Raw genomic sequence first — 12669 nt, 5'->3', positions numbered from 1 at the left:
TTCGTGCGCGTCTGGCTGCACAGATCCGCCCCAAACGCACAAATGCGCCCCAAACCGCCGGGGTACCGGCATCCGACGACACGGCCGGGGCACCGGCATCCGACGACACGGCCGGGGGTACCGGCTCCGATAACACGGCCGGGGGGTACCCGCAACCGACGACACGGCCGGGGTGTGGGGCATCCGACGACACGGCCGGGGGTACCGGCAACCGACGACACGGCCGGGGGTACCCGCAACCGACGACACCGCCGGGGGCACCGGCATCCGACGACACGGCCGGGGGTACCGGCCTCCATCGACGCGACCTCGCCTACAGTGTGGGCATGCGTCCGATGCCCGCCGCGCTGGCCGCGGCATCCCTGGCCCTGCTGGCGCTGTCGATCGCAGCGTGCGCGCCCGAGACGCCCCCACCGGCACAGACGAGCCTGCCCGTGCAGTCGCCGGCGAGGACGGATGCCGCACCCATGCCGGCACCGACGACCACCGCCACCGATCGGCCGGCGGTGGCGATCCCGACGGACTGCAAGGCGATCCTGACTCCGGCCGTGCTCGCGCAATTCGGCACGACGCCGCTGAACGATCCGGCATTCGGTCCCTCGGGCGTGCTGTCGGACGGGTCGCTGAAATGCATCTGGGGCAGCCCCAGCGCCGACACCACGGGGCTGTCGACGACGATCTCGCGCGTCGCGCGCGGCCCGGCACTGGATGCGTTGAACGCGTTCCGCGCCGAGGGCGCCACCTGTTACACACCGTCGGGCGGCACCCGCTGCGAACGCACCTGGAAGGACAAGACCTACCCGGTCACCGACGGGCGCACGATGTTCTGGCGCGACGACGTGCTCATCGACACCGTCTACTCGAACCTCGCCCCGACCGGCTACACCGACGCCATCATCGCGCACCTGTTCGGCTGAGATCGGCCGTGCTCGCAGCGGGCGGATGCCTCAGCCGCGCCCGGCGGCGAGCACGGTGTGCACGAGGGTACGCACCCCGACCGGGATGGCCCGCTCGTCGGCGCGGAACTCGGCGGCGTGCAGGTCGACCTGCGGCAGCAGCCCGTCCCAGACGCCGAGTCGGGCGAGCGCGCCGGGGGCGTTCTCGAGCAGCACGGCGAAGTCCTCGGCACCGGCGGACTGCTCGGCGGCGGCGACCGCCTCGACGCCGAGTGCGGCCGACACCGCCCGCTGCAGGATCTGCACCGACTCGGCGTCGTTCACGACCGGGGGCACGCCTCGGACGTGCCGCAGCTCGTACCGGGCACCGGTGGGTGCGAGCAGCCGGGCCACGCCGTCGGCGATCACCGGCTCGGCCCGCTCCCACGCGGCTCGGTCGGCCAGGCGCAGCGTGCCGCGCAGCTCGCCGGTCTGGGGGATCACGTTCGACGCCTCGCCGGCGCGCACCGTTCCCCACACCAACAGCGTGCTCGCGCCCAGCGCCTCGACGGCGAGCCCGGGCAGCCGATGCGCCACCTCGGCGAGCGCCCCGACCACATCCACGGTCAGCTGCGGCCGCGACGTGTGCCCGCCCGGTCCGGTCACGGTCAGCTCGATCATGTCGCACGCCGACGTGATCGGTCCGACCCGCATGCCCACCTGCCCGACGGGCACCCGCGGATCGCAGTGCAGCGCGTACACCCGGTCGATCCCGTCCATCGCCCCGGCCGCCACGAGCTGGTGCGATCCGCCCGGCATGGCCTCTTCGGCCGGCTGGAACAGCAGCCGCACCCGCCCGGCGAACGTGCCCGCGCGCAGCGCGAGCGCCGCGCCGACCAGCACCGCGGTGTGCACGTCGTGCCCGCAGGCGTGCGCCACCCCCGGCACACGCGACGCGAACGGCAGCCCGCTGGCCTCGGCCACCGGCAGTGCGTCGATGTCGGCCCGCAACCCGATCAGCGGACCCGGTGTGCCCGAGTCGATGTCGGCGATCAACCCGGTGCCGCCGGGCAGCACCTGCGCGGCGATGCCGGCGCCCGTGAGCGCGTCGTGAACGAGCGCGGTCGTCGCCCGCTCCTGCCGCGACAGCTCGGGATGGGCATGGATGCGGCGGCGCAGCGCGACGATCGTCGGCAGCTGCGCCGCCAGCACGGCGTCGAGCCACGCCGGTCCGCGCCCGGCACCCGCGTCGACGACGGCGGTGTCGGACGCAGCGGCACCGGTCGGATCGGTCGGCACGGCGCCCGCGGCGACGACGGGGGCGTCGGGCGCAGCGGCACCGGTCGGATCGGTCGGTGCGGCGCCTGCGTCGACGACGGGGGCACCGGCCATGGCGGAGTCCGCCGGATCCGCCGCCGCCCGCGGCGTGCCCGGCCCGCCCGATGCCTGCGTCGAACGCGCGGCGCCGGCCATGGCGGGGTCCGCCGGAGCCGCCGCCGACCGCGGTGTGCCCGGGCCCGTCGATGCCTGTGACGAACGCGCGGCGCCGGCCGTGGCATCCGCCGCCGCCCGTGGTGTGCCCGGGTCCGCCGCCGCCTGCGACGAACGCGCGGCGCGGTCCGTGGCATCCGTCGCCGTGCCCACCGGGGTCGCCGCGTGTCTGGACTGCGTCATGGCGCCGTGCTCCTTTGCTCGCGCTCCAGCGTAACGATCAGTGGCCGCGCGCAGCCGTATATGGTTGGCTCATCGACAACGCGGTCCACGAGGGTGTGGATGCGGCGCACCGTCGGCCGAGCAAGGGAGCCGCCATGGGTGACGAGATCGCCTCACCGGTGTTCACCCGCGAGCAGCGCACACAGTACCGCGAGAAGGTGCAGCGATGCCTCGACGTGTTCGAGCAGATGCTGCGCGAGCACGCATTCGAGATCGAGCGTCCCCTGACCGGGCTGGAGATCGAACTGAACCTGGTCGACGAGCACGGGGCGCCGATGATGGCGAACGCCGAGGTGCTCGCCGCGATCGCCGACCCGGCCTTTCAGACCGAGCTCGGCCGCTACAACATCGAGCTGAACATCCCGCCGCGCCCGCTGCCGGGCGACTCAGCGATCGACCTCGAAGACCTGCTGCGCTGGTCGATGAACCACGCCGAGGAACGCGCGCGGAGCCTGGGCGCACAGATCGTGATGGTCGGCATCCTGCCGACGCTGCGCCCCGAGCACCTGCAGGGCGAGTGGATGAGCGCGAACCCGCGGTATGCCGCACTCGACGACGCGGTGTTCGCCGCGCGGCGCGAAGACATCGAGCTCGACATCGCCGGGGCGGAGTCGCTGCGGATGTACTCCCCCACGATCGCCCCCGAGTCGGCGTGCACCTCGGTGCAGCTGCACCTGCAGGTCGCCCCCGAAGAGTTCGCCCCGCACTGGAACGCCGCCCAGGTGCTCGCAGGTCCCCAGCTGGCGCTCGGCGCGAACTCGCCGTTCCTGTTCGGCAAGCGACTGTGGGCCGAGACCCGCACCGAGCTGTTCCTGCAGGCCACCGACACCCGCTCGCCCGAGCTGCGCAACCAGGGCGTGCGCCCGCCGGTGTTCTTCGGCGAGCGCTGGGTCACCTCGATCTTCGACCTGTTCGAAGAGAACGTGCGCTACTTTCCGGCGCTGCTGCCCGAGACCACCGACGAGGACCCCGAGGCCGAACTGGCCGCCGGTCGCGCCCCGCGGCTGCAGGAGCTGCGGCTGCACAACGGCACCGTGTACCGGTGGAACCGGCCGGTGTACGACGTCGTCGACGGCGCCCCGCACCTGCGGGTGGAGAACCGGGTGCTGCCGGCCGGGCCGACCGTGGTCGACGTCATGGCGAACGCCGCGTTCTACTACGGGGTGGTGCGGATGCTGGCCGCCGAGGAGCGTCCCATCTGGACCAAGATGAGCTTCGACGCCGCCCACGCCAACTTCACCGAGGGCGCCCGGCGCGGCGTGGACGCCGTCTTCTATTGGCCCGGCATCGGATCGGTGCCGTGGGATGAGCTGGTGCTGCGCCGACTGCTGCCGCTGGCCGACGAGGGACTGTCGCGCTGGAACGTGTCGACGGCGGTGCGCGACCGCTACCTGTCGATCATCGAGGAGCGCTGCAAGCAGCGGGTCAACGGCTCATCGTGGCAGGTCGCCGCGGTGCAGGCGTTCGAACGCCGGGGCCTTGACCGCCCGCAGGCGCTGACCGAGATGCTGCGGCTGTACATGGCGGGCATGCACGCCAACGAGCCCGTGCACACCTGGGAGGTTCCCGGCTGAGGGCGATGGATGCCACGGCCGGCGCCGCCGGTCAGCGGCACCGCCGGGACGGCAGGCACGCCGCCGGGCGTGCGATGTGGGCGGCGGCCGCCGGGCGTGCGGTGGTCGGTCGGTCGGGCGGCGGCCGCCGGGCGTGCGATGGTGATCGGTGGGGCGGCGGCCGGCGCTCATCCGGGCCAGAGCCGGTGCACGAGGGCGTCGGTGTAGCCGTCGGGGTGCCACCCGGTCTCGACCGTGGCCAGCCACAGTCCGTCCCGCACGACCTGCTCCTCAGCGGTGTCGCCGCGGGTCTTCGTGCAGCGGATGCCGTCGCCCGCAGCCGTGCAGGTGAACCCCTGCGCCTGCAGGCCGGCCTGTGCGATCGCGGGGGCCGCGGCATCCACCGTCGCCAGCGTGGTCGCGACCGTCGCACCCGACTCGGTGCGCCAGGTGCAGGTCATGCGCACCGCCGGCTGCAGCGCGTCGCGCACCGCGGTCGCCGCGGTGACCGGCGCATCGCGCGACTGGTCGAGCACGACATGCGGCCGCCAGCTCAGCCGCGCCCACAGCCCGTCCGGGTACAGCGAGCGGCAGTCGTCGGTCAGTTCGGCGCGGGCGGTGTGCCCAGACTCGGCCGCGGTCACCGCCGATCCGGTGCGCAGCAGGTCGCCGGCGAAGGTGACCGCACCGGGAACGCCGGGCGCGGCCAGCCATGCCAGGCCCGCGACCACGCCCGCGCAGGCCAGGCCCGCCGGCCACGCGATCCACGCCTTGCGGCCGCCGATCATCGCCGTGTCCTTCCCGTGTTCCCCGCCCACCACGGTACGCGGCATCCCCGCTGCCGCCCGGCCGCACACGCCCCCGGGCATGCGAAAGGCCCCCGGCAGGTGCCGAGGGCCTTTCGCGCAACCGTCAGTTGTAGGTGCCGGGCGTGAAGTCGTCCGTGGAGAAGCTGTCGAAGTCGACGTAGCTCAGGTCGGCGTCGCTGTAGGCGCCGTCCGAGGCGAAGATGCGGTTGGGGTACCGCTCGCTCTTGGCCTCTTCGGTCGCCTCGACCACCACGTTGCGGTACTTGGCCAGGCCCGTACCGGCGGGGATCAGCTTTCCGATGATCACGTTCTCCTTCAGGCCCACCAGCGGGTCGCTCTTGCCCTCCATCGCGGCCTGGGTCAGCACGCGCGTCGTCTCCTGGAACGACGCGGCCGACAGCCACGACTCGGTCGCCAGCGACGCCTTGGTGATACCCATAAGCTCCGGGCGACCCGACGCGGGGCGCTTGCCCTCGGCCACGGACGCACGGTTGATGTCGATGAAGCGGCGCGAGTCCACCAGCTCACCGGGCAGCAGGCTCGTGTCGCCATGGTCGACGACCGTGACCTTGCGCAGCATCTGCCGCACGATGACCTCGATGTGCTTGTCGTGGATCGGCACGCCCTGCGAGCGGTACACGCCCTGCACCCCGTCGACGAGGTACTTCTGCACCGCGCGGGCGCCCTGCACGCGCATGATCTCCTTCGGGTCCAGCGTGCCGACCTGCAGCGGCTGGCCGACGGTGACGTGCTGGCCGTCCTCGACCAGCAGCGTCGCGCGCTTGAGCACCGGGTAGACGTGCGGCTCGTCGCCGTTGTCGGGGGTCAGGATGACCTTGCGGCTCTTCTCGGTCTCGTCGATCGTGATGCGGCCGTCGGCCTCGGCGATCGGCGAGGCACCCTTCGGGGTGCGCGCCTCGAACAGCTCCTGCACACGGGGCAGACCCTGGGTGATGTCGTCCGCGGACGCCGACCCACCGGTGTGGAACGTGCGCATCGTCAGCTGGGTACCCGGCTCACCGATCGACTGGGCGGCGATGATGCCCACGGCCTCGCCGATGTCGACCACCTTGCCGGTGGCCAGCGACCGGCCGTAGCACTTGGCGCACACGCCGACCGCCGAGTCGCAGGTGAGCACGGAGCGCACCTTGATGCTCTCCACCCCCGCCTCGACCAGCTGGTTGATGAGCACGTCGCCCACATCCTGACCGGCCTCGGCGAGCACCTCGCCCGCCTCGGTCACCACCTCGGTGGCCAGCGTCCGGGCGAACACCGAGTTCTCGACGTTCGCGTCGCGCACCAGCGTGCCGTCCACGCCCGGCGCCGCGATCGTGAACTCGAGGCCCTTGGTGGTGCCGCAGTCCTCTTCACGGATGATCACGTCCTGCGACACGTCCACCAGACGCCGGGTCAGGTAACCCGAGTCGGCGGTACGCAGGGCGGTGTCGGCCAGACCCTTGCGGGCACCGTGCGAGGCGATGAAGTACTCCGCCACCGACAGGCCCTCGCGGTACGACGAGATGATCGGGCGCGGGATGATCTCACCCTTCGGGTTGTTCACCAGGCCGCGCATACCCGCGATGTTGCGGATCTGCAGCCAGTTACCACGCGCACCCGACGACACCATGCGGTTGATGGTGTTGTCTTCGGGGAAGTTCTCGCGCATCGCCTTCTGGATCTCGTCGGTCGCCTCGGTCCAGATCTTGATGAGCTCCTGCCGGCGCTCGGCGTCGGTGGTCAGACCCTTCTCGTACTGGCCCTGCACCTTCGCCGCCTGCTTCTCGTAGGCGGCGACGATCTCGCCCTTGTTCGGCGGCGTGATCACGTCGCTGAGCGCGACGGTCACACCCGACCGGGTCGCCCAGTAGAAACCGGCATCCTTGATCGCGTCCAGCGCCGCGGCGACGGTGACCTTCGGGTACTCCTCGGCCAGCTTGTTGACGATCTGGCTGAGCTTGCCCTTGTCGGCCTGGCCGCGCACGAACGGGAAGCCCTTGGGCAGCGCGTCGTTGAACGTGACCTGGCCCAGCGACGCGTCCACCAGCCCGTGACGCTCGTAGCCTTCGGGCGCTTCGCCCTCGAGGAAGGTGAGGTCCGGAATGCGGATGCGCACCTTCGCCTGCAGGTCGAGCGTGCCCTCGTCGCGGGCCATGATCGCCTCGGAGACCGAGCCGAACACACGTCCCTCGCCGGTCGCACCCTGCTTGACCGTGGTCAGGTGGTGCAGGCCGATGATCATGTCCTGGCTGGGCAGGGTCACCGGGCGGCCGTCGGACGGCTTCAGGATGTTGTTCGAGGCCAGCATCAGGATGCGGGCCTCGGCCTGCGCCTCGACCGACAGCGGCAGGTGCACGGCCATCTGGTCACCGTCGAAGTCGGCGTTGAACGCCGCGCACACCAGCGGGTGCAGCTGGATGGCCTTGCCCTCGACCAGCTGCGGCTCGAACGCCTGGATGCCCAGTCGGTGCAGCGTGGGCGCACGGTTCAGCAGCACCGGGCGCTCGCGGATGATCTCTTCGAGCACGTCCCACACCTCGGGGCGGGTGCGCTCCACGGCACGCTTGGCGGCCTTGATGTTCTGCGAGTGCCCCAGGTCGATCAGGCGCTTGATCACGAACGGCTTGAACAGCTCCAGCGCCATCTGCTTGGGCAGACCGCACTGGTGCAGCTTCAGCGTGGGGCCGACGATGATCACCGAACGGCCCGAGTAGTCCACGCGCTTGCCGAGCAGGTTCTGGCGGAACCGGCCCTGCTTGCCCTTGAGCATGTCGGACAGCGACTTCAGCGCCCGGTTTCCGGTGCCGGTGACCGGGCGGCCGCGGCGGCCGTTGTCGAACAGGGCGTCGACCGCTTCCTGCAGCATCCGCTTCTCGTTGTTCACGATGATCTCGGGGGCCCCGAGGTCGATGAGGCGGCGCAGTCGGTTGTTGCGGTTGATCACGCGACGGTACAGGTCGTTGAGGTCGCTGGTGGCGAACCGGCCACCGTCCAGCTGCACCATCGGGCGCAGCTCGGGCGGGATCACCGGCACGACGTCCAGCACCATGGCGGCCGGGCTCATGCCGGTGGACAGGAACGAGTTGACGACCTTGAGGCGCTTGATCGCCCGGATCTTGCGCTGGCCCTTGCCCTCGGAGATCTGCAGGTGCAGGCTCTCGGCCTCGGCGGCCAGGTCGAACGCCTGCAGGCGACGCTGGATCGCCTCGGCGCCCATGTAGGCCTCGAAGTACTGGCCGAACCGGTCCTGCAGCTCGTGGAAGACGTCGTCCTCGGGCTTGAGGGCGCCGACCTCGAGGGTGCGGAAGTCCTCCCAGACGCGCTCGAGACGGGCGATCTGCTCGTCCGCGTTCTTGCGAATGGATGCCATCTCCTTCTCGGCGGCATCCTTCGTCTTCTTCTTCTGGTCGCTCTTGGCGCCCTCCGCCTCGAGGGCGGCGAGGTCTTCTTCGAGCTTCTGCATGCGCGCGGCGACGCGGGCGTCGCGGCGGTCGGCGATGGTCTTCATCTCCAGGCGCAGGTTGTTCTCGTGCGTGGGCAGGTCGCGGTGGCGCGCCTCCTCGTCGACCGAGATGACCATGTATGCGGCGAAGTAGATGACCTTCTCGAGGTCCTTCGGTGCCATGTCGAGCAGGTAGCCCAGGCGCGAGGGCACGCCCTTGAAGTACCAGATGTGCGTGACCGGGGCGGCCAGCTCGATGTGACCCATCCGCTCGCGGCGGACGGAGCTCTTGGTGACCTCCACGCCGCAGCGCTCGCAGACGATGCCCTTGAAGCGGACGCGCTTGTACTTGCCGCAGGCGCACTCCCAGTCGCGGCTGGGCCCGAAGATCTGCTCACCGAACAGACCGTCCTTCTCGGGCTTGAGGGTGCGGTAGTTGATGGTCTCGGGCTTCTTGACCTCGCCATAGGACCAGCGACGGATGTCGTCTGCGGTGGCCAGGCCGATGCGAAGCTCATCGAAAGTTGTTGCGTCGAGCACTAGTTCTCCTGTGTGCCTTGTGAAATCTGCTGTTGAGCGGCCTGGGTCAGATCTCGTCGATGGACGAGGACTCGAACCGGCTGGAGATGTTGATGCCGAGCTCTTCCGCCGCGCGGAAGGCCTCGTCATCCGTGTCACGCAGGTTCACCGCGGTGCCGTCGGCCGAGAGCACCTCGACGTTCAGGCAGAGCGACTGCATCTCCTTCATGAGCACCTTGAACGACTCGGGCGTCCCCGGCTCGGGGATGTTCTCGCCCTTCACGATCGCCTCGTACACCTTGACGCGGCCGAGGATGTCGTCGGACTTGACCGTGAGCAGCTCCTGCAGCGCGTAGGCGGCGCCGTAGGCCTCGAGGGCCCACACCTCCATCTCGCCGAAGCGTTGACCGCCGAACTGCGCCTTACCACCGAGCGGCTGCTGGGTGATCATCGAGTACGGGCCGGTGGAACGGGCGTGGATCTTGTCGTCGACCAGGTGGTGCAGCTTCAGGATGTACATGTAGCCGACCGAGATCGGGGCGGGGAACGGCTCGCCGCTGCGCCCGTCGTACAGGATCGTCTTGCCGGTACCGTCGATCAGGCGGTCGCCGTCGCGGGTGGGCAGGGTGGAGTCGAGCAGACCCGCGATCTCGTCTTCGTGGGCGCCGTCGAACACCGGGGTGGCCACCTTGGTGCCCGGGGCCGCCTCGCGGGCGACGTCGGGCAGCTCGGCCGCCCACTCCGGGTTGCCCTCGACTTTCCAGCCGGTCTTGGCGATCCAGCCCAGGTGGGTCTCGAGCACCTGGCCGAAGTTCATGCGGCCCGGGATGCCCAGCGGGTTCAGGATCACGTCGACCGGCGTGCCGTCGGCGAGGAACGGCATGTCCTCGACGGGCAGGATGCGGGCGATGACACCCTTGTTGCCGTGACGGCCGGCGAGCTTGTCACCGGCGGTGATCTTGCGCTTCTGGGCGATGTAGACCACGACCCGGCGGTTCACGCCGTTGCCGAGTTCGTCGTCGCCCTCTTCGGCGTTGAACTCCTTGACCGCGATGATGGTGCCCTCTTCGCCGTGCGGAACCTTCAGCGAGGTGTCGCGCACCTCACGGCTCTTCTCGTTGAAGATGGCGCGCAGCAGGCGCTCCTCGGCACTCAGCTCGGTCTCGCCCTTCGGGGTGACCTTGCCGACGAGGATGTCGCCGGGTCGCACCTCGGCGCCGATGCGGACGATGCCGCGCTCGTCGAGGTCCTTGAGCAGGTCGGGGCTCACGTTCGGCAGGTCGCGGGTGATCTCTTCCTTGCCGAGCTTGGTGTCGCGGGCGTCGACCTCGTACTCCTCGATGTGGATCGACGAGAGGGTGTCGTCCTTCACCAGGTTCTGGCTGAGGATGATCGCGTCCTCGTAGTTGTAGCCCTCCCACGTCATGAACGCGACGAGCAGGTTCTTGCCGAGCGCCAGTTCGCCGTTCTCGGTGGCCGGGCCGTCGGCGATGACCTCGCCGACCTCGATGCGGTCGCCCGCCGAGACGATGACGCGCTGGTTGTAGCAGGTGCCCTGGTTCGAGCGGTCGAACTTGCGCAGGTAGTACTCCTGGACACCACCGGCATCCAGCTGCACCGTCACCTTGTCGGCCGACACCTCGAGCACCACGCCGGCGTTCTGGGCGGTGATGACGTCACCGGCGTCGATCGCGGTGTAGCCCTCCATGCCGGTGCCGACCACGGGCGACTCGCTGCGCAGCAGCGGCACGGCCTGGCGCTGCATGTTCGCGCCCATCAGCGCGCGGTTCGCGTCGTCGTGCTCGAGGAACGGGATGAGGGATGTCGCGACCGACACCATCTGACGGGGCGAGACATCCATGTAGCCGATGTCTTCGACGTGGAACAGGTCGACCTCGCCACCCTGCCCGCGACGGGCCAGCACGCGGTCCTGTACGAACTTTCCGTTGCGGTCGAGCTCGGCACCGGCCTGCGCGACGATGTAGTCGTTCTCTTCGCTGGCGGTGAGGTAGTCGATCTGGTCGGTGACCTTGCCGTCGACGACGCGGCGGTACGGCGTCTCGATGAAGCCGAACGCGTTGATGCGGGCGAACGAGGCGAGCGAGCCGATCAGGCCGATGTTCGGGCCTTCCGGGGTCTCGATCGGGCACATCCGGCCGTAGTGCGACGGGTGCACGTCGCGCACCTCGACGCCGGCGCGCTCACGCGACAGACCGCCGGGGCCCAGCGCCGACAGGCGGCGCTTGTGGGTCAGGCCCGCGAGCGGGTTGTTCTGGTCCATGAACTGCGACAGCTGCGAGGTGCCGAAGAACTCCTTGATCGCGGCCACGACGGGGCGCACGTTGATCAGGGTCTGCGGCGTGATCGCCTCGATGTCCTGCGTGGTCATGCGCTCGCGCACGACGCGCTCCATGCGCGACAGGCCGGTGCGCACCTGGTTCTGGATGAGCTCGCCGACCGCGCGGATGCGACGGTTGCCGAAGTTGTCGATGTCGTCCGTGTCCAGGCGGATCTCGACGTCCTTGCCGCCGCGACGGCCGGTGAAGGTGACGTCGCCGCGGTGCAGGCGCACCAGGTACTTGATGGTCGCGACGATGTCGTCGACGGTCAGCACCGAGTCGGACAGCGGGGCCTCAAGGCCCAGCTTCTGGTTGATCTTGAACCGGCCGACCTTGGCGAGGTCGTAGCGCTTCGGGTTGAAGTAGAAGTTGTCCAGCAGCGCGCGGGCGGCCTCGGCGGCCACCTGCTCGCCCGGGCGCAGCTTGCGGTAGATGTCGCGGAGCGCGTCCTCCTTGGTGAGGATGGTGTCCTTGCTCAGCGTGTCCTCGATGGACTCGAAGCCGGCGAACTCGTTCAGGATGTCTTCGCTGGAAAGGCCCAGGGCCTTCAGGAACACGGTGACGGACTGCTTGCGCTTGCGGTCGATGCGCACGCCCACCTGGTCGCGCTTGTCGATCTCGAACTCGAGCCAGGCGCCGCGGCTGGGGATGATGCGGGCCGAGACGATGTCTTTGTCGCTGGTCTTGTCGGGGGTCTTGTCGAAGTAGACGCCCGGCGAGCGCACCAGCTGCGAGACCACGACACGCTCGGTGCCGTTGATGATGAACGTGCCCTTGTCGGTCTGCAGCGGGAAGTCGCCCATGAAGACGGTCTGGGTCTTGATCTCACCGGTCTGGTGGTTCATGAACTCGGCCTCGACGTACAGCGGGGCCGCATACGTCTTGCCGCGCTCCTTGCACTCCTCGATGGAGTACTTCTCGGGCTCGAGGTACGGGTTGGTGAAGCTCAGCTGCATGGTCTCGCTGAGGTCTTCGATCGGCGAGATCTCCTCGAAGATCTCCTCGAGTCCGCTGTGCTCGGGCACGTCGTTGCGACCGGCTGCCTTCGCCTCGGCGACGCGCGCCTTCCACGCGTCGTTGCCGATGAGCCAGTCGAACGACTCCGTCTGCAACGCGAGCAGGTCGGGGACGGTCAGCGTGTCGGAGATCTTGGCGAACGAGAGGCGGGATGCTCCGCGGCCGTTCTTGGGGGTGGTGGTGGATGCGTTGGGCGCAGCAGCCAAGGGGATAACCTCCATGAGCCCGGGGCGGGCTTCGGTTCCTTGTCGACGGATGGCGTGCTCGGATCCCCGCTGCGCGCCTCACATCGCCGCCCATTCGGATGCTCGCAGGAGTCCATCGGGTCAGGCGGGGGCACGCAGGCACCGCCGACCACCATATGAAGGCAGGGAGAACCAGAGCGCAACTACCTACTATACGACG

The 12669-nt window shown here is 69.8% G+C and carries 6 protein-coding genes; 2 read left to right on the top strand and 4 right to left on the bottom strand.

The features are described from left to right. Positions 1-326: 326 nt before the first annotated feature. Entirely contained in the window at positions 327-917 is a 591-nt protein-coding gene (locus H577_RS0108700; protein ID WP_029145635.1) for a hypothetical protein, read from the top strand. 30 nt (positions 918-947) lie between these two features. Here the strand turns inward: H577_RS0108700 and H577_RS0108695 are convergent, their stop codons facing one another. Then, the gene (locus tag H577_RS0108695) at positions 948-2549 is read right to left on the bottom strand and encodes an amidohydrolase (RefSeq protein ID WP_245570366.1); all 1602 of its coding nucleotides are present in this window, start codon (positions 2547-2549) and stop codon (positions 948-950) included. Between the two features lie 134 nt (positions 2550-2683). Between H577_RS0108695 and H577_RS0108690 the strand changes: the two genes are divergently transcribed. After that, the gene (locus H577_RS0108690) at positions 2684-4162 is read left to right on the top strand and encodes a glutamate-cysteine ligase family protein (protein WP_029145633.1); all 1479 of its coding nucleotides are present in this window, start codon (positions 2684-2686) and stop codon (positions 4160-4162) included. Between the two features lie 167 nt (positions 4163-4329). Here the strand turns inward: H577_RS0108690 and H577_RS0108685 are convergent, their stop codons facing one another. The 3 genes from H577_RS0108685 to rpoB all read right to left on the bottom strand — a co-directional run bounded on the left by H577_RS0108685 (position 4330) and on the right by rpoB (position 12470). Beyond that, positions 4330-4929, bottom strand: a complete 600-nt coding sequence (locus H577_RS0108685) for a hypothetical protein (protein ID WP_036284243.1) — start codon at positions 4927-4929, stop codon at positions 4330-4332. 124 nt (positions 4930-5053) lie between these two features. Continuing rightward, positions 5054-8929 (bottom strand): DNA-directed RNA polymerase subunit beta', encoded by a 3876-nt coding sequence (gene rpoC / locus H577_RS0108680; RefSeq protein ID WP_029145631.1) that lies wholly within the window; start codon positions 8927-8929, stop codon positions 5054-5056. A 46-nt stretch (positions 8930-8975) separates the two neighbouring features. Then, complete coding sequence (gene rpoB / locus H577_RS0108675) at positions 8976-12470, bottom strand: DNA-directed RNA polymerase subunit beta (protein ID WP_029145630.1); 3495 nt, start codon at positions 12468-12470, stop codon at positions 8976-8978. Positions 12471-12669: the final 199 nt, after the last annotated feature.

Source organism: Microbacterium luticocti DSM 19459 (genome assembly GCF_000422405.1).
GTDB lineage: Bacteria > Actinomycetota > Actinomycetes > Actinomycetales > Microbacteriaceae > Microbacterium > Microbacterium luticocti.
The sequence above is the reverse complement of the archived record's forward strand: the minus strand, read 5'-3'. Positions and strand labels throughout refer to the sequence as shown.

Coding starts and splice junctions, on each gene's coding strand:
- H577_RS0108700 (WP_029145635.1), top strand. CDS start 327: ATGCGTCCGATGCCCGCCGCGCTGGCCGCGGCATCCCTGGCCCTGCTG.
- H577_RS0108695 (WP_245570366.1), bottom strand. CDS start 2,549: ATGACGCAGTCCAGACACGCGGCGACCCCGGTGGGCACGGCGACGGAT.
- H577_RS0108690 (WP_029145633.1), top strand. CDS start 2,684: ATGGGTGACGAGATCGCCTCACCGGTGTTCACCCGCGAGCAGCGCACA.
- H577_RS0108685 (WP_036284243.1), bottom strand. CDS start 4,929: ATGATCGGCGGCCGCAAGGCGTGGATCGCGTGGCCGGCGGGCCTGGCC.